This window comes from Hymenobacter sp. R533113 (assembly GCF_056835965.1).
This window is the reverse complement of sequence record NZ_JAKWBD010000013.1, coordinates 1,127,580-1,153,450: the sequence shown is the minus strand read 5'-3', so window position 1 is coordinate 1,153,450 and position 25,871 is coordinate 1,127,580. Positions and strand designations below refer to the sequence as shown.

Annotated in this window: 21 protein-coding genes and 2 tRNA genes; 13 read left to right on the top strand and 10 right to left on the bottom strand. The window is 56.0% G+C overall.

The genetic code is table 11. The features are described from left to right. Window positions 1–29: 29 nt before the first annotated feature. The 4 genes from MKZ35_RS14245 to mfd form a co-directional block, all read right to left on the bottom strand. A complete protein-coding gene (locus MKZ35_RS14245; RefSeq protein ID WP_482513899.1) occupies window positions 30–185 on the bottom strand; it encodes a hypothetical protein in 156 nt (51 codons plus the stop codon). 25 nt (window positions 186–210) lie between these two features. Beyond that, window positions 211–582, bottom strand: a complete 372-nt coding sequence (locus MKZ35_RS14240) for a helix-turn-helix domain-containing protein (RefSeq protein ID WP_482513898.1) — start codon at window positions 580–582, stop codon at window positions 211–213. A gap of 17 nt (window positions 583–599) precedes the next feature. Next, the gene (locus tag MKZ35_RS14235; protein WP_482513897.1) at window positions 600–923 is read right to left on the bottom strand and encodes a hypothetical protein; all 324 of its coding nucleotides are present in this window, start codon (window positions 921–923) and stop codon (window positions 600–602) included. A gap of 74 nt (window positions 924–997) precedes the next feature. Continuing rightward, window positions 998–4,471, bottom strand: a complete 3,474-nt coding sequence (gene mfd / locus MKZ35_RS14230) for a transcription-repair coupling factor (protein WP_482513896.1) — start codon at window positions 4,469–4,471, stop codon at window positions 998–1,000. Between the two features lie 170 nt (window positions 4,472–4,641). Between mfd and MKZ35_RS14225 the strand changes: the two genes are divergently transcribed. The 3 genes from MKZ35_RS14225 to MKZ35_RS14215 all read left to right on the top strand — a co-directional run bounded on the left by MKZ35_RS14225 (window position 4,642) and on the right by MKZ35_RS14215 (window position 7,326). Continuing rightward, the gene (locus MKZ35_RS14225; protein ID WP_482513895.1) at window positions 4,642–4,983 is read left to right on the top strand and encodes a hypothetical protein; all 342 of its coding nucleotides are present in this window, start codon (window positions 4,642–4,644) and stop codon (window positions 4,981–4,983) included. Window positions 4,984–5,053: 70 nt separating this feature from the next. Next, entirely contained in the window at window positions 5,054–5,794 is a 741-nt protein-coding gene (locus MKZ35_RS14220) for a metal-dependent hydrolase (RefSeq protein WP_482513894.1), read from the top strand. A 536-nt stretch (window positions 5,795–6,330) separates the two neighbouring features. Continuing rightward, window positions 6,331–7,326 (top strand): NYN domain-containing protein, encoded by a 996-nt coding sequence (locus tag MKZ35_RS14215; protein ID WP_482513893.1) that lies wholly within the window; start codon window positions 6,331–6,333, stop codon window positions 7,324–7,326. Between the two features lie 384 nt (window positions 7,327–7,710). Here MKZ35_RS14215 and MKZ35_RS14210 read toward each other — a convergent pair whose 3' ends face one another. Together MKZ35_RS14210 and MKZ35_RS14205 are read right to left on the bottom strand one after the other, a co-directional pair. Continuing rightward, window positions 7,711–8,178, bottom strand: a complete 468-nt coding sequence (locus MKZ35_RS14210; RefSeq protein ID WP_482513892.1) for a PaaI family thioesterase — start codon at window positions 8,176–8,178, stop codon at window positions 7,711–7,713. Between the two features lie 118 nt (window positions 8,179–8,296). After that, the gene (locus MKZ35_RS14205; protein ID WP_482513891.1) at window positions 8,297–8,740 is read right to left on the bottom strand and encodes a GNAT family N-acetyltransferase; all 444 of its coding nucleotides are present in this window, start codon (window positions 8,738–8,740) and stop codon (window positions 8,297–8,299) included. Window positions 8,741–8,980: 240 nt separating this feature from the next. On the opposite strand from MKZ35_RS14205, the gene MKZ35_RS14200 reads away from it, so the two are divergent. Together MKZ35_RS14200 and MKZ35_RS14195 are read left to right on the top strand one after the other, a co-directional pair. Continuing rightward, on the top strand, window positions 8,981–9,472 hold the full coding sequence (locus MKZ35_RS14200; protein ID WP_482513890.1) for a YajQ family cyclic di-GMP-binding protein: 492 nt from the start codon (window positions 8,981–8,983) through the stop codon (window positions 9,470–9,472). Between the two features lie 131 nt (window positions 9,473–9,603). Next, window positions 9,604–10,368: a TerC family protein gene (locus tag MKZ35_RS14195; RefSeq protein ID WP_482513889.1), complete on the top strand. Its 765-nt coding sequence runs from the start codon at window positions 9,604–9,606 to the stop codon at window positions 10,366–10,368. Window positions 10,369–10,448: 80 nt separating this feature from the next. On the opposite strand, the gene MKZ35_RS14190 is transcribed toward MKZ35_RS14195, so the two are convergent. From MKZ35_RS14190 to MKZ35_RS14180, 3 genes are all read right to left on the bottom strand, one after another. After that, a complete protein-coding gene (locus tag MKZ35_RS14190; protein ID WP_482513888.1) occupies window positions 10,449–11,270 on the bottom strand; it encodes a J domain-containing protein in 822 nt (273 codons plus the stop codon). Continuing rightward, a complete protein-coding gene (locus MKZ35_RS14185) occupies window positions 11,267–11,725 on the bottom strand; it encodes a hypothetical protein (protein ID WP_482513887.1) in 459 nt (152 codons plus the stop codon). Before MKZ35_RS14185 ends, MKZ35_RS14190 begins: the two co-directional genes overlap by 4 nt. 88 nt (window positions 11,726–11,813) lie before the next feature. Beyond that, window positions 11,814–12,293, bottom strand: a complete 480-nt coding sequence (locus tag MKZ35_RS14180) for a DUF6438 domain-containing protein (RefSeq protein ID WP_482513886.1) — start codon at window positions 12,291–12,293, stop codon at window positions 11,814–11,816. A 143-nt stretch (window positions 12,294–12,436) separates the two neighbouring features. Between MKZ35_RS14180 and MKZ35_RS14175 the strand changes: the two genes are divergently transcribed. Continuing rightward, a complete protein-coding gene (locus MKZ35_RS14175; RefSeq protein WP_482513885.1) occupies window positions 12,437–15,007 on the top strand; it encodes a T9SS type A sorting domain-containing protein in 2,571 nt (856 codons plus the stop codon). Window positions 15,008–15,272: 265 nt separating this feature from the next. Here the strand turns inward: MKZ35_RS14175 and MKZ35_RS14170 are convergent, their stop codons facing one another. Beyond that, complete coding sequence (locus MKZ35_RS14170) at window positions 15,273–15,809, bottom strand: RNA methyltransferase (protein ID WP_133271541.1); 537 nt, start codon at window positions 15,807–15,809, stop codon at window positions 15,273–15,275. A gap of 147 nt (window positions 15,810–15,956) precedes the next feature. Between MKZ35_RS14170 and mutS the strand changes: the two genes are divergently transcribed. The 7 genes from mutS to MKZ35_RS14135 all read left to right on the top strand — a co-directional run bounded on the left by mutS (window position 15,957) and on the right by MKZ35_RS14135 (window position 25,829). Beyond that, entirely contained in the window at window positions 15,957–18,494 is a 2,538-nt protein-coding gene (mutS, locus tag MKZ35_RS14165; protein ID WP_482514753.1) for a DNA mismatch repair protein MutS, read from the top strand. Between the two features lie 41 nt (window positions 18,495–18,535). Next, window positions 18,536–18,667 carry a hypothetical protein gene (locus MKZ35_RS14160; RefSeq protein ID WP_482513884.1) on the top strand — a complete coding sequence of 44 codons (132 nt, stop codon included), beginning with the start codon at window positions 18,536–18,538 and terminating at the stop codon, window positions 18,665–18,667. Window positions 18,668–18,851: 184 nt separating this feature from the next. Continuing rightward, a tRNA-Gly gene (locus MKZ35_RS14155) sits at window positions 18,852–18,927 on the top strand. Window positions 18,928–19,535: 608 nt separating this feature from the next. Continuing rightward, window positions 19,536–19,618 (top strand) — tRNA-Leu (locus MKZ35_RS14150). A 146-nt stretch (window positions 19,619–19,764) separates the two neighbouring features. Beyond that, complete coding sequence (locus MKZ35_RS14145) at window positions 19,765–23,799, top strand: PAS domain-containing protein (RefSeq protein WP_482513883.1); 4,035 nt, start codon at window positions 19,765–19,767, stop codon at window positions 23,797–23,799. Between the two features lie 137 nt (window positions 23,800–23,936). Then, entirely contained in the window at window positions 23,937–24,935 is a 999-nt protein-coding gene (locus MKZ35_RS14140) for an AAA family ATPase (RefSeq protein ID WP_482513882.1), read from the top strand. A gap of 78 nt (window positions 24,936–25,013) precedes the next feature. Beyond that, the gene (locus MKZ35_RS14135; RefSeq protein WP_482513881.1) at window positions 25,014–25,829 is read left to right on the top strand and encodes a class I SAM-dependent methyltransferase; all 816 of its coding nucleotides are present in this window, start codon (window positions 25,014–25,016) and stop codon (window positions 25,827–25,829) included. The last annotated feature ends 42 nt before the right edge of the window (window positions 25,830–25,871 follow it).

The window sequence follows — 25,871 nt, the reverse complement described above, 5'->3', positions numbered from 1 at the left end:
CACAGCAAAGTAGGAAATTGCTAATTATATTAGGCAATATTCTCCTGCACACCCACCTTCTCCTCACTCCCCAACTCACTTAAAATCCACTTGGCGGCCTGCACGCTTTTCACCTCCTCAATGCTGACGATGAGCTGCTCCTTGCGCTCCTTCAGGGAGGCCGTGCTCGGGTGGGTTTGCAGCACGTAGTTGAAGAAGGAGGGACGGAAGCTACGCGGCTTGGGGCAGAGCCAATAACGACTCAGCAGGAATACCCAGTTTATGATGCAGCACTTGCATCATCTTCACCGTCAGGCCGCGTTTACCAGAGAGGATTTCTGAAACCCGACTCTTGTAACCCAGGTATTGAGCCAAAGCGGCGTTCGTCATGCCCAACTGCTCCATACGAAACTTGATAGCTTCAATAGGATCGGGCTTTGGAATAGGATGGTACTTGCTTTCGTAGGCGGTCACAAGGGCAAAGAGAATTTCTAGTTCCTCTTTTTCGGGGTCGGCATTAGCATCCCACAACTCTTGGATGCGGTTAATGGCTTGCTGATGGTCGTCAGCAGTACGAATGGCTTTAATGGACTTCGTTAGCATGGGTCCGGGGGCATTTCTTACGCGGCTCTATTGTCTTCGAGCTTCTGGATGCGGCCGTCGTGCGACTCCAGGGCACGGAATGACGCGGCCAGGTTTTCGGACTGCTGCATGAGCAGGCGTAGGGTGGCATCCTGGCGCTCTTCAGACCGCCGAAACCGCTCGTCGTGGCGCAACAGAATTTCCTCCACCTTTTCAGATCGTTGGTCGGCTATTTTTATCACTTCCACTATGCTATCCATAACCTGATTGGTGTGTTGCAAAGCAGTATTAAACTGGTCCATGCGACGAAGCATATCGGCCATGAGGCTTTCCAGCTGGTTGAACCGTTCGTTGTGATCCATTGGTGGCGTTATATTTATAAATAGGGGTAAGCGAAGATAAAGCTTTTCGGAAGGTGCGAAGCAAAGGCTGCGCGCTACACGCCCACCTTTTCCTCACTACCCAACTCACTGAGAATCCGCTTGGCGGCCTGCACGCTTTTCACCTCCTCGATGCTGACGATGAGCTGCTCCTTGCGCTCCTTCAGGGAGGCGGTGCTCGGGTGGGTTTGCACGTAATTGAGGATGGTACCGAAGGTGTCGCCCTGGAAGTAGGCCTCGTTGTCGGCGGCCGGGATGTAGCCTTTCAGCAGGTTCTTCTTCAATGTCAGCTTCTCGAAGCCCACGTGGCAGGCCTGCCAGCGCAGGCGCACGATGTCGGCCAGTTGCTCCACCTCGGGCGGCAGCGGGCCAAAGCGGTCCACGATGCCGGCCACGATTTTGCGCAGCTCCTCGGGGCCTTTCACCCTATCCAGCTTGGAGTACAGCTGCAAGCGCTCCGATACGCTGCTCACGTAGCTATCCGGAATCAGGATTTGCAAATCTGTCTCGATGTTGCACTCCTTGGGGCCTTTGGTGCCGGCCGCTTCCTGGAGGCGGCCGGTGGTATCGCCCAAAAACAGGTCGCGGAACTCGGTTTCCTTGAGCTCCGTCACCGCGTCGTCGAGGATCTGGTGGTAGGTTTCGAAGCCCAGATCATTGATAAAACCGCTCTGTTCGCCCCCCAGCAGGTTGCCGGCCCCGCGAATGTCGAGGTCGCGCATGGCCACGTTGAAGCCCGCGCCCAGGTCCGAGAATTCTTCCAGGGTGCTCAGGCGCTTGCGGGCGTCGGAGGGCAGCGTGGCCACCGGCGGGGTGAGCAGGTAGCAGAAGGCCTTCTTGTTGGAGCGCCCCACGCGGCCCCGCATCTGGTGCAAATCGCTCAGGCCAAAGAGGTGGGCGCGGTTGATAATGATGGTGTTGGCATTGGGAATATCAAGGCCCGACTCGATCAGGTTGGTGCTCACCAGCACGTCGTACTCGCCGTCGATAAACTTCATCATGCGCTTCTCCAGCAGGTCGCCCTCCATCTGCCCGTGGATGTAGGTGATGCGGGCGTCGGGCACGAGGCGCAGTACCATGGCGGCCATTTCCTCAATGTCCTTCACGCGGTTGTGCACCAGGAAAATTTGCCCCCCACGCTTGATTTCGCGGGCCACCGCGTCGCGAATCAGCAGCTCGTCGAATACGTGCAGCTCCGTTTGCACGGGCTGGCGGTTGGGCGGCGGCGTGGCAATCACGCTCAGGTCGCGGGCACCCATAAGCGAGAAGTGCAGGGTGCGCGGAATGGGCGTAGCCGAGAGCGTGAGCGTATCCACGTTTATCTTCAGCTCCTTGAGCTTGTCCTTGGTTTTGACCCCAAACTTCTGCTCTTCGTCAATAATGAGCAAGCCTAAGTCCTTGAACTTGATGTCTTTATTGGTGAGCCGGTGGGTGCCGATGAGAATATCGGTTTTGCCGTCGGCCACGCGGGCCAGGGTTTCTTTTATCTGCTTGGTACTCTTGAAGCGGTTCACGTACTCCACCGTCACGGGCAGGTTCGAGAGCCGCTCGCGGAAGGTTTTGTAGTGCTGCATGGCCAGAATGGTGGTGGGGACCAAAATGGCGGCCTGCTTGCCGTCGGCTACGGCCTTGAAGGCGGCCCGGATGGCAATTTCGGTCTTGCCAAAACCTACGTCGCCGCAGATGAGGCGGTCCATGGGGTGAGGCACTTCCATGTCGCGCTTCACGTCCTCGGTGGCCTTGGCCTGGTCGGGCGTGTCTTCGTAGATAAAGCTCGATTCCAGCTCGGCCTGCATGAAGCTATCCTTGGCAAAAGCGTGGCCGGGGGCCGTTTTGCGCTTGGCGTACAGCCGGATCAGCTCGGCGGCAATGTCCTTTACCTTCTTCTTTACCGACTTCTTCTTATTCTCCCACTCCGGCGAGCCCAGCTTGCTCATGGTGGGCGGCGTGCCCTCAGCTCCCGAGTACTTGGCAATCTTGTGCAGGGCGTGAATGCTGACGGTTAGCACATCGTCGTCGCGGTACACCAGCCGGATGGCCTCCTGCAAGTGCCCGTTTATCTCCACCTGGGTAAGGCCCGCGAAGCGCGCGATGCCGTAGTCCTGGTGGGTCACGTAATCGCCAGGCGAAAGCGTGCGTAGCTCCTTGAGGGTCAGCGCCTTTTTCTTGGAAAACTTGCGCGCTTCCTGAGCCCGGTAAAATCGCTCAAACAGCTGGTGGTCGGTGTATACGGTCAGGTTGAGGACTTCATCAATGAAGCCCTCGCGCAAGGCCAGCAGCATGTGCTGAAAAGTCACATTATTATCGAGCTCGTCAAAGATGGTACGCAGCCGGTCGGCCTGCCGCACCGAGTCGGCCGCAATAATGCAGGTAAAGCCCTTCTGCTGGTTTTCGCGCAGGTTTTTGACGAGGCGCTCAAAGTCCTTATTGAAGCTCGGCTGAGGCCGGGCCGCAAACTGAAAATCCTCGCCGTTTTTAAAGCTAAATCGCTTGCCAAACTCCACCACAGCGAAGTTCTCCAGCAGCTTCTTAAACGACTTGCCCGACTCAAACAAGTCTTCCGGCCGACTCACAATCTGCATGCCACCCGCCGATTGCAGCATCTCCTGGAATCCCTGGTCGGCCTTTTCAAACGACTCGCTCACAATGTCGATGGTCTGGCGCACGTCCTTGATCCAGAGGGCCGTATTGCGCGGCATAAAGTCCAGAAAAGCCTCCCGGGTTTCCTGCAACAGCTTGGTTTGCACATTGGGGATGATGCTCACCTGCGGCTTCTGCTCCACCGACAGCTGCGTCTCCGGATTAAATGTCCGAATAGTCTCCACCTCGTCCCCGAACAGCTCAATGCGGTAGGGCAGCTCGTTGGCGTAGCTGAAAATATCCACGATGCCGCCGCGCACGGCAAACTGGCCGGCCTCGTACACAAAGTCCGTTCGCTCGAAGTCGTACTCTGCCAGCATCTCGCTGATAAAGTTGACATCCAGCTTCTCGCCCACTTTCACCAGGAAAGTGTTGGCAATCAGGCTTTTCTTGTTGATAACTTTCTCAAACAGCGCCTCCGGATAAGTCACAATCAGCTCGCCACGCACCTCCGCTTTGGAAGCTTTGCCATTGGCGCTTACTACGGCGCCACTGCGGCTGCTGCTGAGGCGGTTGAGCACCTCGGCCCGCATGAGCACATTGGCGTTTTCCGTCTCGTCGAACTGGTAGGGGCGCTTATATGAGCTGGGGAAGATGAGCGGGTCGGCCTCGGGCAGCAGGTGCTGCAAGTCGGCCAGGAAGTAGCTGGCCTCATCTTTATCGTGCAGCACATACAGGTGATGCTGCTCGGGGTAGAGCGTGTGCGCGGCGGCGGCCAGCACCGCATCCTGGCTCCCGACCAGCCCGCGCAGATGCAGGCGGGGCGGCCCATCGGGCGCGGGCTCACCCGTAGCGCGCAGCGACCGGGCGGTGGCCGGATTCAGGCGGGCCGCCACGGTCATTACAGTGGGGTCGAGGCGGTATAGCTGGAGGAAGTCGGTGACTTTCAAAAGACAGAGAAGGCTAGGAGGGAGGCAAAGGTAGAAGCCCGGCCGGATGGTTTTCCGGTCGGGCTACTGCGCGTTAGGCAATACCACGCCAGCGGGCCGAAAGTTTCCGGCCAGGCCGCGTATATTCGTTGTGGTGTAACCAAGGCAGAAGATTAGCGAATACTACGTTTATGGACGATAAGAATAAAGATCTGCCCCTGGTGGTATCCGAAATCCTGATCGAGATGCAGCAGATGCGGCAGGAGATGCGGGCGGACCGGCAAGAAGACCGCGAGGAGATGCAATTACTTAGAGAAACATTCAGGCAAGAAATGCGCGATAACACCGACCGCTTGGCTGATACCATGAGTAAGCTGATAGGTACTTTAACCGAACATCTCATCGAAACCCGTGATTCTGTAAAGCAGATTGATAAACGCTTAGCCAACGTCGAGCAGAAAGTCACCGAGTTTGTGGACTTCGACAAGCGCCTGCGGGTGCTGGAAGATATTGTCTTGAAAAAAGCCTCCTAAAAAGCCCCCCAGACCGAAGCAGCCGCCCGCGCCGGTATCTTCGCCTTCCTGTTCTGCTAAAATTCATAAAGTGCGCGGTTCATCTCACCTGGCCATCGGCCTGATTACGGGCGTGGCTATTGCCGGCCTGGTGCCCGGTATTCCCTTCTCGCCCGCCGGTATTGCCCTGGCCGGCTTCTCCTCCCTGGCCCCCGACCTCGACCACCCCGAAAGCCGCCTGAGCAAGCGGCTGGGTTTCTCCCACAATTATGTGCGCTGGGCCTTTGCTGCCGCTGGCGCCGGCCTGGCCGCCTACACTCATTTTCTGCTTCCCATTGGCCCCGACCGGCGCATGGGCTTCACGGCCGCGCTGGCTTTTGGCTTGCTGGGCCTGGCTATGCAAGGCGGCTCCGTGCGGAAGCTGGCGCTGCTGTTTACCGGCGTGCTCACCGTACTGGCTGGTTTGTACTTTGAGTTTCTGTGGCTGAGTTTGCTGGGAATCTTCGTATCCGTGGCGCCCTTCACCAGTCATCGTTCCTGGACACATACCATTTGGGCCACCATCCTCTGGACCTACATTGGCTACTTGGCTAATCAGGCGCTGGGCTGGCACGGCGTGGCGCACTTCGCGGGTGCCGGCTACCTCTCCCATTTGCTGGCCGATTCGCTTACCAAGCAAGGTGTGCGCTGGTTTCTGCCATTCTCTGATACCAGCCTGAAGCTTCCGCTTATCTCTACTGGTTCGGCTACGGGCAATGTGCTGGAGGTGGCCATTTGCGCCGGCTACGCATTATTGGTCCTGGGGTTGATAGTTGGGCGGTTGCAGTTTTAGTAGCTTATCAAGACTACTGAATATAAGCAGTAATAAGCTCAAGCAACGACGAAATAGTTACTACGTATATCACGTAGGTACTAAAAAAAGATTGTTGGACAAAAAGATGCAGCACCAAAAGTTTGTATTCTTAAAATGATGAACTTAGCTTCGCAAGCAGAAAGAAACCAGTAAGCAAATTATCTGGGGTAAACTACGTAGCATTAAATATATTTTATTTAATATTACATTTATATTAAATCAGTTAGTTATACTGCAATCCCTGCAGCGCCTGCCGGCTTTCTACTTTTAGTTTTGTTAACCTACTCTTTTTTCGAGCTGTTTTATTAGCGTCGCCCCCGCAGTAATTTGTGGCGATTGGCTCATCCAGCAACCTGGTACTCAAGTAATGCTTTAACTATTCCAAGTAGTGCGAGCAGCGTGCTTTGTATCTTTGGCCGGGCCATTTCTTACCTCCTGATTACCCTGCCGAACTTATTTACCCGCTCCTATTTCACACCTCACTTGCGCACAAAAATTTATTTAGTATGAACCAGATGAATAGCCCTCTGATTCGGATAGGCGTCTTCTACGACGGCAATTATTTCCTGAAAATCAGTGATTACTACTACTTCCAGCATGAGCGTAAGGCTCGTATCAGCCTGGAGGGCCTACACGAGTATATACGCCACCAAGTAGCCGAAGAAGAAGACGTAGACGTGCGCCTGAGCCAGGTGACCGACTCGCACTTTTTTCGGGGCCGCCTGAGCGCTACCGAAGCCCGCGATAAAGACCGCCTTTTCCACGACCGTCTGCTCGACGATATTCTGATGCACTTGGGCGTAACTACGCACTACATGCCGCTGAAAACCCGCGATGGCCGTTTGCAGGAAAAAGGCATTGATGTATGGTTGGCCCTGGAAGCCCTGGAACTAGCGCTGCACAAAAGCTTCGATGTGCTAGTGCTCATCGCCGGCGACAGCGACTACGCTCCCCTGATCAAGAAGCTCAACACCATCGGCACCCGCGTGATGCTGCTGAACTGGGACTTCAAGTACGTGGATTTCAAAGGCGAAAACCGCGTAACGCGCGCTTCCCAGCAGCTATTGGAGCACGCCACGTACCCCATTGCCATGCACGACGTGATTGACGCCGGCCTTGCCAGCAACGACGAATTGATCGAAAATCTGTTCGTGACTCAGCCCGAGCCTGCTCCTTTCCCCATTGTGAAGCCTGCGCGCCCAACCGGCCCTACGGCCGCCGGCCCGGTAGGTACGGTAGGTATGAGCACCATTAAGAACCTCAAAAACGGGTTTGGCTTCGTGGTAATGCCCCCTAACAACCTCTTCTTCAGCTACGCGGATATGTCGGAAGGCGACTTCAACGACCTGCACGAGGGCGACTGGGTTGAGTTCACCGTGGGCCGCAACCACCGCGACGAGGACTGCGCCCGCAACGTGCGGAAAGTGCAGCCCCCACAGGAAGGCGACGGATACGACGACGAGACCGAAAACGAAGAGCACGAGGCGGCCAACACCCCGGAGCACTTATAAACTATTCTATTCCGCTCTAGCTCCAACTTGTGGTTCGGCGACCCTTCACTTTCGGCCCTCACGCTCTCACAACAAGAGCGTGAGGGCCGAATTTCTTTGCAAAAAAGCCTCCCGCATGACTGTGGGGGGCTTTTTTGCAAAGAAGCTGTATTTAGGAAGCCGCCAAAATTTTTAGAACGTCATGCTGAGCGGAGTCGAAGCATCTCTACTGAGTAGTAATCAATGCCATTGCAACGAAGCGAAAGAGATGCCTCGACAAGCGGACGCTAGATCCAGCATGACAGTTACCTTGGCAACGTACGTCAGCACGCGATATGCTTCGCTGTGCTCTGCATGACCGCCTTGCAACTAATAGTTGCTACACTAATCGGCGCAGTAATCTCATTACTCCTCTTTCGGAAACAGCAGCTCGTGGAAGTCGCGCTTGTCGGCGGGGTAGCGGTTGAAAGTGCCGAGGCCACGGGCCACTACAATTTCGCGGGTGGCGCAATAAATATCAGCGCTGGCGACAATAAGGGTTTTGCCGGAGTGCTCTACGTGGCCGCGCGCTAGCAGGTGGTCGTGGAGGCGAACGGGAAGAAGGTAATTTATCTTAAACTCGACCGTAGAGACTAACTCGCTGGCCGTGAAAGCCAGACTGAGCGCGGCGGCGCCCAACGCCGCATCCATTAAGCCGGCCAGCACGCCGCCGTGGCAGGTGCCGGGCGAGGACAGATGATCTTCGCGCACCCTCATGGTATAAAGCACTTCGCCGGGCCTCGTCAGGCTCAGCTCCATGCCATTGGTGCGGCCGTAGTTGTTGATTTGATTGTACAGCGCTAGTAGCGTGGCAACGTTCTGAGTAGGTTCCATAGTAGCTGAAAAGATACGGGTCCTTCTGAAAAAGCCCCCCAATGATACCTATTGGCCGCTGACGATTTCTAAAGGCGAGATGCAATAGAAAATAGGGGCTTTAACCCACTGCGAATATCTATTTGGTAAGCGACTTACGCATCAGAAAGTGTGGGATTACACCGAATAGCGTATGGGAAGGTGCCACCATTTCATAATTCAGCTTCTGATAAAACGCGACTGCCGACTCGCGGGCGTGGAGAATACACTCCGTAAAGCCTTGATTGGCTGCGTATTCCTCCAGATACGTCATTAGCTGTTGCCCTACGCCGCGGCCGTGCCAGTTGGGGTGCACGGCCATGGCACGAATCTGCGCCTGGCCCGGCCCGGACGGGTGCAGGCGGGCCACCCCGATGGCCCTCCCATCATCGGTTACGGCCATAGCGTGGCGTGTGGTAGGAGCCTCATCGTCGTCGGCGCGCTCTGAGCCGGGAGGCTGCTGCCAGGGCTGGCGTAATACCTGGTAGCGCAGGGCATAGTAGGCGGCAAAGTCGGCGGTGGTGCTGGGCTGACGGATTAGCATAGTGGCAAAAAGTCAAAAAGCGGCGCGTACATGCTGTGGCTGAGTGAACTTGCCCTCCAGCCATGTTTGCTGCTAAGTCAAGACAAGATAGCGGAAACCAGCGCTAGCTGGGGGGCAAATTTGAGCGCCCGGCATAGAGCACCACTGTGCACGAACGTTGGCAAACGCCTACCTTTGGCGCCTGCGTCACCCAGACTGCCGCTCTGACGTACAGATTACTCCACTCCTCAATCCCTACCAATGCCTTCTTTCGATATTGTTAGCAAAGTAGACCCGCAGACGCTCGAAAATGCGATAAATACGGCCAAAAAAGAACTTCAGACCCGCTACGACCTGCGCGATACCAAGGGCGGCATCGAGCTGGACAAAAAGGCCAATACCATTGAGCTGAGCTCCGAAAATTCCATGCGCGTGAAGTCCCTGGAGGATATTCTGCTGACGCGCATCGTAAAGCAGGGTCTCAATGGCACTTGCCTCGATTTCTCGGAAGAAGAGCAGGCCTCCGGGGCGCTGATCAAGAAAACGGTGAAAGTGCGGGTCGGCATTGACAAAGACACGAGCCGCAAAATCGGTAAGCTCATCAAAGACAGCAAGCTGAAAGTAGACGTGCAAACCCAGGATGAGCAGGTGCGTGTTGCCTCCAAAAAGATTGACGAGCTTCAGCAAGTAATGGCCCTGTTGCGCGGTGCCGAGCTAGGCATCCCTCTGCAATTTGTGAATATGAAAAGCTGATCACAGATTTTGCGGATTAAAACGGAATTTCGCTGATTCGGACATCAGTCATACCGGCGTAATCTGCACTTTTGTCTGCGCTTAACTGAATCTGTGAAATCTCGTTTTCAATCTGCAAAATCTGTGATTTAATGTTCGATATTTCTGTTTTCTCCGATCCTAATACCTGGATCAGTCTGCTCACGCTTACCTTCATGGAAGTGGTGCTGGGAATTGATAATATTATCTTTATCTCCATCATTGTCAATCGGTTGCCCCGAGATCAGCAGGGGCGTGGCCGTACCATGGGCCTGATGCTGGCCCTGCTGTTTCGCATCGGTTTGCTGCTGAGTATTACCTGGATTGTCAGTCTGAAGGAGCCCCTGTTCACCCTCAACCTGCCTTTCCTGGAGCCGAACTTTGGCGTATCAGGCCGCGACCTGATTCTGTTTGCTGGGGGGCTTTTCCTGTTAGCGAAGAGTACCACCGAGATTCATACCAAGCTTCAGGGCGAGGAGGATAACCACGAAACGGGTAACTACAGCAGCTTTGCCCGCGTCATTATCCAGATCATTCTCATCGACATTGTGTTCTCCTTCGACTCGATTCTAACCGCTGTCGGCCTCGTGGATAATGTGCTGGTCATGATTCTGGCGGTTATCATCGCCATGGGCATCATGCTGGTTTTCGCCAAGCTGATCGGCGACTTTGTAAACCAAAACCCGACGGTGAAGATGCTGGCCTTGTCCTTCCTCATTATGATCGGTATCATGCTGGTGATGGAGGCCTTCCACCAGGAAATTCCGAAGGGCTACGTCTATTTTGCCATGTTCTTCTCCCTGGGCGTAGAGCTGCTGAATCTGCGCTTGCGCAAGAAAGTGCCGCCCGTGGAGCTACGCGAGTCGCGCTTCGATTAGAAGCACAGAACTATAAAGCTAAAGCCCGGAATACACGTTTTGGTGTGCATTCCGGGCTTTAGCTTTATAGTTCCTGACAATCAAGTGCGTAGCAAAAAGAAAATAGTAATAAGGGCAAATAGAATAGCTGTAACGGCTGCATCAACCGTGCGCCGACGTACTGAACCAGGCCAAGTACCAACTACAGCAGCTACACACATTATAAAGGGGAAACAAAGTGCTGCCCCGTAATTGTATAAAGTTTCCTCTCGACTGTTGATGGTTTCGTGGACCGGTGCCGACGCTGGCCGGTGCGTTAAGACTTGGCGAAAAATGGCAGTTCGCGTTAGCGTCAATACTTCACCTGGCTTATATGGTATCTGGCCCCGAAATGAAGCTCGCGGTGTCTCGGTGAGGTAATAACTATCTAATACGCTACCTCGGCGACCGTATGAAATATGGTATTCTTGAGATACCACAGGCTCATTCATCAGCGCAAGTATCCATTGAGAATCAAGAACCAAAAGCAAACTGAATGCAATCAGGATGCGGCAGATAAGCCTGGCCACCGGCGTATAGCGGGCGTACTGCGCGGCATAAGGGTCGCCTTTGGGGCGGCGCGGCACTACGGGCAAAGGCCAGGGTCCCCGATAAGCCGGGTCGGGGTGTGGGGGAACAATCGGGCGCGGCACCACCGGCGGGGGCGGATTGCGCAGCGCCCACAAGCGAGCATCATAAGCTTTGCGCTTATCGGGCAAACTCAGTACTTCGTAAGCGCGGTTTACGGCCAGATAACGCTCGTGCGCGGCCGGGTCTTGGGTGCGGTCGGGGTGGGTGAGGAGTACCAGGCGCCGGTACGCCCGCCGGATATCGGCCGCCGACGCTTGCTCAGACACTTCCAGCGCCTCATAATAGGTGTTCATTTCCCCGCCACGGTTCCTTCAGCAAGAAGGGTCGCCAGGGTCGCTACATGGTCCTGCACCCGCCGAGTAGCCAGCTCCAACAGGCGCCGGTTCAGCTCCGCGCGGTTCGGGCGGTAAAAAGCCAGCTCACTCTGCGTAAACAAGCCGACCACCGTGCCTACCAGCAGGTAGCGCAGCTTCACGTTGCGCGTGAGCAACTCAGCCACCACCCGCTGCTGCTCCACCACTGACGAGTTAAGAAACGGAATGTGGTGCTCCTGAATAAAATCGGCCACCAAGAGCAGCAACAGCTCATTTTGCAGCTTCAATACAGGCCGCAGCGTGCGGTGCAGAAAGTCGCCTACGGTGGGCCCGTCGGCAGTGGGGGGCAAAAAAGCCGTTTCCACCAGCGGGCGCGAGGTAAGAATGGCCGCGTCGCGGTCGGCGGGTGTAAAGGCGGCAGAAGTCTGACTCATGATAAAAAAAGCCCCCCAGTGGCTTAAATGAGGAAGTATAGGTGGTTAAAGCCAAAATAACCAGCGAGGCGTGCGCTATGAATTTTGGTTACTTAGCTGGTATAGCACTTTGCTGCCAGCGGTCGGCTTTTATTAATTTGATTAGCTCCGCCTCCAGCGCTTTCAACGCCGCCGGGGCACCGTCATAATCCCGAATGCGCTTGCTTTTGCCTCCTTTCCAGTAGGTGATATACTTGGTGGGATAATCGAGCTTGCTGGACACGTAGCTATCCTGAAAAGCGAAAAAGTTAGCGGCGTCGAACTTGGCTATGAGCTGCTTCCGCTCGGCTGCCGTCAGGCGGCCCACATATGCTCCCTGGCGAGTTGCATTGTCGCCACCTTTATATTCCAGGCGGCCGTCGGAATACACCGTAATCTGGTCAACGGGGCAGGGCCCCATGCAGGCGGTGCGCTCCAGCTGCATGAGCTTCTCGGTAGCGGCCTGCACCGGCCGGCAAGCAGCCAGCCAGCTTATAGTCAGGAGCAAAACCAGACCGGGCAGCGCCCGCACACAAAATAGCTTTATCATAAAAAGAGCCTAAATCCAGCCCAAATGCCGATGCCAAAAAAAGCAGAAGAGTAAGAAGGGATATTTTTTCGGAAAAATGAGCGCGATGCTCTAAATTTAAGAATCTACAACCTTATTGGCTGAGTACAACCTCCATCTCATTTGTGAAAAAACTACTTCTACTCTCTTTACTTGCCTGCGGAGCGCTCGGCACCACACGCGCCCAGGAACTGGTGTCACAGGCCGAGTTGGTGCTGGAGTCCCGGCCCGCGAAGCCCGTTATCTGCTATGCCCGGCCCGAGAACATGAACACGTACGTGGAGCCCCCGGCCCAGTTTCTGAACCGAACTGCCGGCCGGCCCACCGCCGACCGGGCCCGCATTGAGGTTACCTATGTTGGTTTCCCCGCTGATGCCCGCGCGGCCTTTCAAAAGGCAGTCGATATCTGGCAATCACTCCTCTTTTCGCCGGTAGTTATTCGAGTGGAAGCCCGCTGGGAAGCCCTGGACGAAGGCGTGCTGGGGGCTGCTGGTACCACCCAGATTTTTCGGAACCTGCCTGGCGCTCCGAAGAGCAATATATGGTATCCGGTTGCTTTGGCTGAGAAAGTTGCCGGGCGGGAGCTTAACAGTGGAAATCCTGATATCAGCGCCAGGTTCAGTAGCACCTTCGATTGGTACCTCGGTCTCGATGGCCGGCCACCTGTAGGCAAATATGACTTGGTAACGGTCGTACTACATGAGCTGGGCCACGGCTTAGGCTTTGTAGCGGGTACCGACTATACTGATCCGACGCCCACAATGGGACCACTAGCAAGCTTCAATACCCCCGGCTTCCCATGGGTTTTTTCCAGCTACATCGAAAATGGTCCGGGTCAGCGGCTGGCCGGCAACAGCCTGTTTCCAAGTCCTTCCCTGACCCTTGCTGACCAATTTACCAGCAACGATCTGTATTTCGGCAGCCCCTTGGTTAATGCTGTTACTAATAATCAGCGTGCCCGCCTATTCTCCCCCGCTGAGTTTAATCCAGGCTCCAGCATTTCGCACTTGGATGAGGCTTCTTATCGGGCTGGCGACCCCAACTCCCTGATGACGCCCCAGATTGGTAGAGCCGAGGCTATTCAGAACCCAGGCCCGATTACGCTGAAAATGTTCGACGAAATGGGCTGGTTTAATACCGCCATTCGTCACGATCCTGTTCTAAAAGACACCGAAACCGCCCAGGACTTCGTGGTGCGGGCCAATGTGGTCAGCGACGGTACCATTGTGCCGGGCTCCGTGCGCCTGTTTTACCGCGTCGACAATGGCACCAATGCGCCGGGCGCCACCGATACCGAGCTACCCATGACGGCCGCCAGCGGCTCCACGCAGTACACGGCTACCATTCCTAATCCGGGTTTGGGGCGTCGGGTGAGCTATTATATCACCGCCGCTGATGCCGAGACGAACCGCACCTACACGGCTCCCGGTGTGCTGTTAGCCACGGATGCCACGAATACGCAGCCGCGCTATCAGTTCTTCGTTGGCCCCGATGTCGTGCCGCCGGTGCTGGTTCATCAGCCGGCCGCATTCATTTTTGCTAATCAACTGCCTTTGGTCCTGACGGCCCAGGCCGATGATAACATTGGGGTGGCTTCCGTATCGGTGGATTACAGCGTGAACGGCGTAGCCCGGCTCAGCTTCAACCTAACGCGTCAGGCTGGTAATATTACTACGTACCGGGGCTCCATTGCCAGCACAGCGGGCGCGCCTATTGTTGCCGGTGATGTAATTACCTACCGCCTCATAGCCCGCGATGCTTCCTCCAATGCCAACCAAATCGTGAGTCCTGCCAATGGCGTATACCGGGTGCCCGTGGTGAGCATAAAAGCCCCCCAGGCCTCTTACGTCAATAATTTTAACGCCGTAACTACGACCACGCCGCTCGATTTCGTAGGTAATGGCTTCTCCATCGCTCAGCCAACTGGCTTCAATGACCTGGCTATTCATTCTGTTCATCCATATCCTGATGATAATAACACACTGATCTATCAGTTGCTGACGCCGATAATCGTCGAAGCTGACCCAGCGAAGTCCACCATTACCTTCGATGAAGTAGTCTTGGTGGAGCCCGGAAAGAGAGGTGTTCCTTTCCCCGACCCCGAGTTCTTCGACTATGTAGTCGTAGAAGGCAGTAAGGATGAAGGTCGGACCTGGCAGCCAGTGGCCGATGGCTATGACTCGCGTGATCAAGAAGAGTGGATTGCCGCATACAATAGCAGCGTCGAGGGGGACAATTCTACGGCCGTGGGTACGCCGGCGCTCTTCTTCCCGCGCGCTATGAACCTGCGCGCCAACGGCCTTTTCCTCGCCGGCGACGTGGTGCGTCTGCGCTTCCGCCTTTTCGCCGATCCGGGAGCGCACGGCTGGGGCTGGGCCATCGACAACCTGCGCATTCAGGATAACACCGTCACCAGCCTGGCTTCCGAGCTGAAAAAGACCGGCGGCCTGAACGTGTATCCTAACCCGAGTGAAGGCAAATTCACAGTGCAGGCTCGCTTTGCCAAGCCCACCACCGGGTTACAGATCATTGTGCGCAATAATCTGGGCCAGGTAGTGTTGCGTCAGCCACTGGTTGGTGCTCAGCGCGACCTCAAGCAAGCAATTGACCTGAGTACCCTGTCGGCGGGTATGTACATGGTAAGTGTCGGCACTGAAGGCGACGCTGCCATGCGCAAAGTGCTGATTACGAAGTAAGTACTTGCTTGTTGGAAAAAGCGGCAGCTCCCCATAGGAGCTGCCGCTTTTTTGTGAGGCTGAGGGGATTAATGAACGGGAAAAAGCCCCCCAATGATGAAGGCGGTCATGCAGAGCACCGCGAAGCATCTTGCTCGCGGTAGTGGGATTACTGATCTCTCATCAGCACGCGAGATGCTTCGCGGTGCTCTGCATGACGTTCTGGTTTGTTCGTTCGGATCAAATTTATCCATGTCCACACAAGGAGGACCTATAGATGGTCTGGCTAGTTCCCAAAACCCATCTTCCGCATAAAATCCCAGAGGACCACACCCGCCGCCACTGATACATTCAGCGAGTGCTTGGTGCCGAACTGCGGAATCTCTACGGCCGCGTCGCAGAGGGCTAATACCTCATCCTCAACGCCAAACACTTCATTGCCCATTACCAGCGCATAAGGCTTCGTTGGATCAGGCTGGAAAGCGCTGAGCGACTGGCTGCTATCCGTCTGTTCCACGGCAATTACCACGTAGCCAGCGGCTTGCAGTTGGCGCACCACATCGGTGGTCTGGGGGGCAAATTCCCAGGCTACCGACTCCGTGCTGCCCAAAGCCGTCTTGGTAATCTCGCGGTGGGGTGGGCGCCCCGTGATGCCGCAGAGCCAGATTTTCTCTACCGCAAACGCATCGGCGGTCCGGAAGGCGGCGCCCACATTATGCAGGCTGCGCACGTTATCGAGCACGAGGGTAAGGGGGATTTTTTGCGTATTTTTGAAGTCTGCCACCGTCAGTCGGTTCAGCTCTTCCATCGAAAGTTTGCGCATAGCGCAAAGGTAGCAGCGCGTTCCGGCGCGCTGGCCCAGGGTGGCCCAAAAGCACAGAAACAGTTGAAAACAAAAGTCAAAAAAGGCCCAGGTCCGCGCTCCGAAGCATACGCCGCCGTGGCGCCGACCCTCGAAACGACGCCCCTTATGCGTCAGTATTACCAGCTGAAGCAGCAGTACCCCGGTGCGCTGCTTTTGTTTCGGGTGGGCGATTTTTACGAAACCTTCGGCGAGGATGCCGTCACCACGAGCCGCATCGTGGACATTGTGCTCACCAAGCGCGGCGCCGGAACCTCGTCGGAAGTGGCGCTGGCGGGCTTTCCCCACCATTCGCTTGATACGTATTTGCCTAAGCTGGTGCGCGCCGGGCAGCGCGTTGCCATCTGCGACCAGCTCGAAGACCCCAAGCAAGCTAAGGGCCTGGTGAAGCGCGGCGTAACGGAGCTGGTAACGCCCGGCGTGTCGTTTCATGATAACGTGCTGGACCGCAGAACCAATAATTATCTCTGCGCGGTGCATTTTGGCAAACAGGAAGCCGGCATTTCCTTCCTCGATATCAGCACCGGCGAGTTTCTGGTGGCCCAGGGCGACGTGCCGTATCTGGGGAAGCTGCTCCAGAACTTTGGTCCGGCTGAGGTGCTGTTCTGCAAAAAAAGCCGCCAGGAATTTGAGCAGCATTTCGGCCCCGACTTCTGCCACTATGCCCTCGATGAGTGGGTATTCGGCTTCGATTACGCCCACGATACGCTCACGCGCCACTTCAAAACCACCTCACTCAAAGGCTACGGTATCGATGGCCTGCGCGAGGGCATCACGGCCGCGGGCTGCATTCTGCACTATCTGGCCGAAACCAAGCACACCAACGTGGGCCACATCGCCGGCATTGGGCGCTTAGAGGAAGATAAATACGTGTGGCTGGACCGCTTCACCGTGCGCAACCTAGAGCTGGTGCAGCCCCAGCACTTGGGCGGCGTGCCGCTGATTGATATTCTGGACCAAACGGTGACGCCAATGGGCGCCCGGCTTCTGCGCAAGTGGGTGGTGCTGCCGCTGAAGGAAGCCGCCCAGATTCAGCGCCGCCTGGATACGGTGGAAGCCCTACTGGCCAATACCGATCTGCTGGGCGAAATAACCCAGCACCTGCGGCAGATAAATGACCTGGAGCGCTTGATTTCCAAAGTGGCGGTGCGGCGCATCAATCCGCGGGAGCTTATTCAACTCAGTCGGGCCCTGGAGGCCATCGGGCCGATTCGCGCCGTGCTGGCTGGGTCCGGTATTCGGGCGCTGCAGAAGCTGGCCGACCAGCTCAACCCTTGCGAAACCCTGTGCACCGACATTACCACCAAAGTTCGGCCCGACGCGCCCGTGCTCACCAACCAGGGCCACGTGCTGAACGACGGCGTGGATAAGGAGCTGGACGAGCTGCGCAGCATTGCTTTTTCGGGCAAAGACTACCTGTTGCAGCTGCAGCAGCGGGAGCAGCAGAATACCGGCATCTCGTCGCTGAAAGTAGCTTACAATAAGGTGTTTGGCTACTACCTGGAAGTATCGAATGCTCACAAAAACAAGGTGCCCACTACCTGGATTCGCAAGCAGACGCTGGTAAATGCCGAGCGCTACATTACGGAGGAGCTAAAGACCTACGAAGAGAAAATTCTGCACGCTGAGGACCGCTTGTTCGTCATTGAGCAGAATATCTACAATGAGCTGGTGCAAGCCGCCGCCGACTATGTGCCGCAGATTCAGCAGAATGCCCGCGCCATTGGCGTCCTTGATTGTCTGGCCTCATTTGCGGCCACCGCGCGCCAGTACAACTACGTAAAGCCGACGGTGAATGACGGCAGCCTGCTCGATATCCGCCAAGGCCGCCACCCGGTAATTGAGCGCCAGTTGCCCCCCGGCGAAGCCTACATCCCCAACGACATCTGCCTGGATCAGGACGACCAGCAGATTGTGGTCATTACGGGCCCAAATATGGCAGGTAAGTCGGCGCTGCTGCGCCAGACGGCCCTTATTGTCTTGCTGGCCCAGATCGGCTCCTTCGTACCCGCCGATGCCGCCACCATCGGCGTCATTGATAAGATTTTCACCCGTGTAGGTGCTTCTGACAACCTCAGCAAAGGCGAAAGTACCTTTATGGTGGAGATGACCGAAACGGCCAGCATCCTGAACAACCTTTCCGACCGCAGCCTTGTGCTCATGGACGAAATCGGGCGCGGCACCAGCACCTACGATGGGATCAGCATCGCCTGGGCCATCGTGGAGCATTTGCATAACAGCCCAAAGGCGCGGGCTAAAACGCTGTTTGCCACCCACTATCACGAGCTAAACCAGCTTGCCGACGACTGCCCCCGCGTGCGCAATTACAATGTGGCCGTGAAGGAAGCCGACGGGCGCATTCTGTTTATGCGCAAGCTGGTGGCCGGTGGCTCGGAGCACAGTTTTGGTATTCATGTGGCGCGCATGGCGGGTATGCCCACGTCGGTGGTACTGCGGGCCAACGAAATCATGCACCACCTGGAGCAGGAGCGCGCCCACGCCGGCGATAGCGAAGCGAATGCTCCCACGGAGTTTGATGAGCTGTTAGCCGGCCTGGAGCCCGAAGAGCAGGGTGGCAAAGTGGTGCTCCTCAACGGCCATGCGCCCGAAAAAGCCCCCAGCGCGGGCCGCGGGCCCAGCCGGTAGCTGCCGTAGCTACGGCCCCGCGTCCGAGCCTGCAGCTCAGTATGTTCGAGCCCGCCGACCCAGCTTTGGAACGCGTGCGCGAATTAATTCAGCAGCTGGATGTGAATACGCTGACGCCTATTGAAGCGCTGCTGAAGCTAAATGAGTTGAAGCTGGCGCTGGGGGGCAAATAGGGCCAGGTGTATTAAGACAAGTGAGTGAGGTAATTGAAATACCAAGTAAAAAAAGTGCCTGACAATGAGGACGAAGCAACATTTTTGCGCGCTAAATCAAGAAAAATGTGGCCCCGCCTCTTGACAAAAGCGAAAACCGTTGTACTTTTGTCGCACCATTCGCTGCTTCGGCGGCGTGTCTCAAGCGAGAGTAGCTCAGTTGGTAGAGCGCGACCTTGCCAAGGTCGAGGTCGCGAGTTCGAACCTCGTCTCCCGCTCCACATTAAAAAGACGCTTCCGAAACGGAGCGTCTTTTTTTATGCCTATCGGTCGAATTTAACTAAGGGTAGGCATAAATAAGTAGATGCAAGTCGTGCCTTCCTTTAAATAAAAGACTATATTTGAGGCAAGTAGCTCTAGCATGAAAGCCAAAGTCACCGATGCGTATTTTAGCGATATAGTAGCGCAAAGCTTATCGGTAGCGCAGGTAATCGTGCGGTTAGGATTAATACCGGCGGGGGGCAATTATAAGACGGTGCATAATCGTATCAAAAAATTAAGCCTGAATACAAGCCACTTCACTGGTATTGGCTGGAATGTAGGATCTCGGTATCGGAACTTTGGCCGAAGTCTTATGCTCACTGATATTCTGGTGGAAAACTCTACCTATACTTCTACTTATTCCCTACGTAATCGCCTGATAAAGCAAGGGTTAAAGCTTCACCAGTGTGAACAGTGTCACTTGCGAGAATGGCACGGCCAACCTATCCCGCTGGAAATGCACCATTTAAATGGTCGTAATAATGATCATAGAATTGAGAATTTACAGTTATTGTGCCCAAATTGCCACGCACAAACCCCCAGCTACCGGGGGAAGAATAAAGTAAATGCCGGAGTGGTGGAACTGGTAGACACTAGGGTCTTAAACACCCTTGCTGAATAGGCGTACGGGTTCGATTCCCGTCTCTGGTACTTTAAAAGCCTTCTGCCAACCGTGCAGGGGGCTTTTTTGCTTTATATTAGAATCTGTGAGTTGAATTGCGGCCGGCAGCGTACCTTACTTTGTATGATTAATGTTGGGTGCCTTACTTGCGCCTAAAGGCTATTGCTACGCTTCTATGACCCCAGATCCAGTCGATTATCAAGCCTTGTTCGAAACGCTGCCAGGTAGCTACTTGGCTTGTAGTCCCGATTTGGTTATCGTAGCGGTTTCGGCTGGACTGGAGAGGGCAGTTGGAAGAGCAAAGGAGCAGCTACTGGGTAAAGCAGTTGAAGAGGTGTTGCCCGAGGAAGGCAGCGCACGGCAAAGTCTGTATACGTCATTGCGCCACGTGCTGGAGCATCATACTGCCTATGAGCAAACACTGGCTTTAAATCCTGTGGCGGCACCAACCGCCAATACGCCGGGTACGACGACAGGTCATTGGCATAGTCGGGCGTGGCCAGTATTTGGTGTGGGGGGCAAAATTCGCTACGTTCTGTATAGTGTAGAGGCTCTGCCCGCTACTACTCCCGTAGCAACTTCGCCGGAAGCCGCGGGTCAGGCGCTGCGCTGGGCTTTTAGAATGGATAAAGAGGATGGAGAGCAAGCCAAGCGTCAACTCATTGCCTCTGACCAGCAGCTCCAGCTAATCTTACGTCAGGTGCCCGCCCAGATAGCAACTCTTTTGGGGCCTGATCATGTGTATGGCTTCATTAATGAGCAAGCCCAGCAATTACTAGGCGAGGCAGCAAAGCTTGGTATGCCCGCCGCCGTAGCCCGTCCTGCGCTGGTCGATACCGGCTATATCCGTCTGGTAGACCAGGTGTATCAGACAGGAGTGCCGTTTGAGCTGAGTGAAATGCCTACCGAGCAGCCTGCTTCAGCAACCAACTCCCCCGGCGAAACCTTGTATTTTGATGGCGTGCTGCAACCCTTGACCAATGAACAGGGACAAACCCAAGGGGTGCTGGTATTTGGAGTGGACGTAACCGAGCGGGTACGGGCCAAGCAGCGAGCGGCTGAGTTGATGGAAGAAATTCGCCTCCAGGATCAGCAGTTTCAGCAGGTAATGGAAGCTCTGCCCCAAATGGCGTGGGTGGCGCGGCCTGATGGGGGCGTAACGTATTACAATAAGCGCTGGTACGACTTTACGGGGAGTAATTTTGAGCAGATGCAGGACTGGGGCTGGGAAAGCCTTCTTCACCCCGACGACCTTGCGACGACGTTGCAGCGCTGGCAAACGGCGCTAAGCCAGGGAACGGTGTTTGAAACCGAGCACCGCTGGCGCGATCAGCAAGGCGGCTACCGCTGGTTTCTGGCCCGTGGCGAAGCTATTCGGGCTGCGAATGGCACCATCCTGCGTTGGGTAGGAACCAATACCGATATCAATGAGCAGAAGCGCTTTCAGGAACAATTAGCGGCGAAAGATGAGCAGCTTCATCAGATTCTGCGTCAAAGCCCGGCGCTTATTGCTACGGCGGAGGGCCCGGAGCACCGCTTCGCCTTCACCAACCCCGGCTATGACCGGCTGGCGGGGTACAGGGCGCGCCTGGGTCAGCCGGTAGTTGAGTGCATGCCTGAGCTGGCAGACCAAGGCTTTATCGACCTGCTCGACAATGTATACCGCACGGGCGAGACCTTCGTAGGGCACGAAATCCTGATTGAGTTGCTGGACCCAGACAGCGGCCAGCGACGGCCAGCCTACCTCGACTTTACGTACCAAGCCCTGCACGATGCTGGGGGGCAAATTCATGGTATTCTAGCCTTTGTAGTAGATGTAACGGAGCAAGTGCGCGCCCGCCAGCAAACGGAGGCGCTGTTGGAAGAAGTTCAGGCCAGCTCCTTGCAGCTGGTGCAGCAGCGCGAAACGTTTTATCAGCTTTTCCAGCAGACGCCGGCCAGCATCGCTATTCTGCGCGGCCCCGAGCACCGCTTCGACTACTTCAACCCCCGGTATCAGGCGCTGTTTCCCGACCGGGAACTAATGGGCCAGCCGATGGCTGAGGCGCTGCCCGAAACGGTGGAGCAGGGCTTCGTGGAGTTGCTAGACCGGGTGTACCGCACGGGCGAAACTTTCTTTGGGAACGAGATGCCGTTTCAGGTGCAGGTGGGGAATGGTAACGGCTCCAAATACCTGTATTTCAACTTCACCTATCAGGCTTTCCAGGAAAATGGGGTCACGGTGGGCGTCACTATATTTGCCTACGACGTAACCGAACAAATAAAATCGCGCCGGCAAACCCAGGTGCTGCAAGCCAAGATAAGTCGGCGCGACCGGGAGCTGCGCATGATGGCCGAGAGCTTGCCGCTTATCACTTTCGTGACCGAAACCGACGGCCGACTAAGCTATATAAGCCCGCAGTGGTACGCGTATACAGGCAATAAGCTTAACACAAATTCGCAGGCTGCCTGGACCGATACAGTCCACCCCGCCGACCTGGAGGCGTTGCAAGCAGAAATAATAGCTGCTGCCAATGAGCTGCGGCCCTGGCGCTGTGAGTTTCGGATGCTCCGCCACGATGGGCAGTACCGCTGGCATCTGGGCCAGGGCGTGCCCGACCTAGACTTGACCACGGGCCGTCCGCGGCGCTGGTTTGGCTCTAACACAGACATTCACAAGCTACGTGAATTGCAGGAGCAGTTACTAATAAAGGACCAGCAGCTACAGCAGATTCTGAGTCAGGTGCCGGCCTACATTGCTACCGTAACGGGCCCTGAGCACCGCTACGCTTTCACTAATACCAGCTATAATGCCCTTATGGGCGGGCGCATTATATTGGGCCGGCGGGTGGCCGACCTGCTGCCGGAGCTGGTAGAGCAGGGCTTCGTAGCGCTGCTGGATGAGGTGTATAATACCAAAAAGTCGTATGTAGGGCGCGAAACTCCTATTCATCTTCTCGATCCTGAGACTGGCGGCACGCGGGAGTACTACCTGGACTTTGTGTATCAGCCGTTGTATGATGCGAAAGGTCAGCCGCAGGGTATTCTCGTCTTCGGTATCGATGTAACCGAGCAAGTACGGGCCCGCCAGCAAACCACGGCGTTGCAGGCCGAGCTGCGAGGCCGCGACGAGCAGTTTCGCTTCCTGGCCGAGAGTATCCCCCAGATTGTGTGGACGGCTGCGGCCGACGGGCAAGTAGACTACTTCAATCAGCAATTGTGGGAGGCTACGGGCCTTCATCCAAGTGAAAGCCTGGGTGCGGTAGCGTGGCTCAATCTTATTCATCCCGATGACCAGCAGCGCTCCCGGGCGGCCTGGGAAGAAGCCGCCCGCACGGGGGGCAAATATGAGATAGAGTACCGGTTTGTGTCGCGTCTGGGAGGCTACCGCTGGTTCTTGGGCCGGGCCGAGCCCCTGCGCAATACCGCTGGCAAGATAATAAAGTGGTTTGGCTCGTGCACCGATATCAATGATTTTAAGCAGGCCCAACAGCGCTTGCAAACGCAAAATGCCCAGTTGGTTCGTATCAATCAGGACCTGGACAACTTTGTGTACACCGCCTCGCACGACCTCCGGCAGCCCATCTACAATATGGCCGGCATTTTTGAGGAGCTGACCCGCACCACCCATTTTCAAGACCCCGATACGGCCGAGCTCATCGCTATGTTTGAGGAAGCCTTGCAGCGCATTTATGGCACCATTCAGGACCTGGCCGACTTGGTGCAGGTACAGCGCCGCCACGAGCAGGTGCCTGCCGAGCCGGTCGATGTTAAGGTACTCGCGCAGTCGGTTATTCGCGGTATGCAGGAGCAGGTAGAGGAGGTGGGGGGCAAATTTGAATTGAATACCGATGCCCTGCCCACGTTGTGGTTCGTGCGCAGCAACCTGCAAAGCGTGCTCTATAATCTGCTCAGCAATGCGCTGAAGTACGCCATGCCTGGCCGGCCGCCTTATATCCGGGTGCGCACCGATCTGGTCGACGGCGTGCCCGTACTCACGGTGGCCGACAATGGATTGGGAATTGATATGGCCCGCCACGGCGCCGAGCTGTTTCAGATGTTCCGGCGATTTCACGACCACGTAGCGGGCTCCGGGATGGGCCTGCACCTCGTCAATCGGATTGTGCAGCAGGCCGGTGGCCGCCTTGAGGTAGAAAGCAGCGTGGGAAAGGGCACTACCTTTCGCATATATTTCAGCCCGCAACAACAGGTGCACAGCGCCAATACGTAAGGAGCCCAAGTGAAAATATGGTCATCAACAGACTAAGGTCGCAAAACGGGAGTCGTACTACGCTCCCGGCCGCAACCTGCGCCGGCCGCTAAGCATCGTATTCACTACTTTTAAGCCTCTCCTCCTTGCTCTCCCGTATGGCCGCTCCCGATTCTACCGCCTCCGCCGCCGATCAGCTCGCTTATTACCAGGATAAAATAAAGCAGGTATTCGCCGAAGTAGGCAAGGTGGTGGTGGGCCAGCAGTACATGGTCAACCGCCTGCTGATCGGGCTGTTCACTGGGGGGCATATTTTGCTGGAAGGTGTGCCGGGCTTGGCCAAAACGCTGACCATCAGCACGCTTTCCAAAGTACTCCACCTGCACTTTCAGCGGGTGCAGTTCACGCCCGACCTGCTGCCCTCCGACCTGGTCGGCACCATGATTTACAATCAGAACCAGTCGGAGTTTCAGGTAAAAAAAGGACCCATTTTCGCCAACCTGGTGCTGGCCGACGAGGTAAACCGTTCCCCGGCCAAAGTGCAGAGCGCCCTGCTCGAAGCCATGCAGGAAAAGCAGGTCACCATCGGCGAAACCACCTACCCGCTCGATCTGCCCTTTCTGGTGCTGGCTACCCAAAACCCCGTGGAGCAGGAAGGTACGTACCCATTGCCTGAAGCCCAGGTCGACCGCTTCATGATGAAAGTGTATGTCGACTACCTGAAGAAAGCCGACGAGCTGGAAGTGATGCGCCGCATGGCCAACCTGAGCTACGTGGGCGAGGTTAGTCCCGTGCTCACCAAGGAGGATGTGTTTGGGGTGCGCGGCCTGATCAATCAGGTCCAGATTTCGGAAACGCTGGAGAAGTACATCGTGGAGCTGGTATTTGCCACCCGCAAGCCCGCCGAATACGATTTGGCCGAGTTTGCGCAGTACGTGCAGTTTGGGGTGAGCCCCCGGGCCAGCATTGCCCTGCACCGTGCCGCCAAAGCCGTCGCCTTCTTCGACAGCCGCGACTACGTATTGCCCGAAGACATTAAAGAAGTAGCCACCGACGTGCTCAACCACCGCATTCTGCTCAACTACGAAGCCGAAGCCGATGGCATCCGCACCCAGGATCTGATTGAGGCTATTCTGAAAAAAGTGCCGATCAGCTGAGCAATTAACATTTAACAGTTATCAATTAACAAGAAGGTATCAGTGTAATATTGCTCATTGTTAATTGATAACTGTTAAATGTTAGTTGCCAAAACCCTGCGGGCGCTGGGTAGCCTCGTGCGAAATCCCTGGTTGCTCAACCACGTACTGGCCGCCGACGAAGTGGCTTGGCAGCGCCGGGCCCTGTCTCACGCCGCCGGCCGCCACGGCCTGACGTCGCACGGGTTACCGGCGGTAGCGCTCACGTCATTTTTGCCCCCCAGCGGTGATATCGTGCAGCCGTTTGCCTTTCGCGAAGGTGGCTCGCTGCCCACCGACCTAGCCCTGCTGCGTGGTTTGGCCCGTTCTATAGTGGGTTGTCGCTACTTCGAAATTGGGACGTGGCGGGGCGAAAGCGCCGCCAACGTAGCGCAGGTGGCCAAGTCGGTACACACGCTCAACTTATCAGCCGCCGAAATGCGGACTATGGGCCTGCCCGCGCGCTACGCCGAGCAACATGGGTTTTTCTCGAAGGGCTTGCCAAATGTGCAGCACCTCTACGGCAACTCCGCCACTTTTGACCTGATAGGACTAGGCCAGCCGTTTGATTTGATTTTCATCGACGGCGACCACCACTACGAAGCGGTGCGCACGGATACGCGCCGCGTGTTTGAACACTTAATGCATCCCCGCACAATCGTCGTGTGGCACGACGCGGCCCGGCAGCCGGGGCAGCCACGCTGGGAAGTGCTGGCCGGCATCCTGGCCGGGTTGCCCCCCGACGCTGGGGGGCAATTAGTGCAAGTGTCGAATACGCTTTGCGCTATGTACTCACCTGCACCGCTGCCTGCCTTTCCCCCCGATCCGCTGGCAGATCCGGTGCCCGCGTTTTTGGTGCACATCCAGCCTCAGTAATTCGGTGAAGAAAGCGCAGTGGTGGCTAATGGGCTTGGCAAG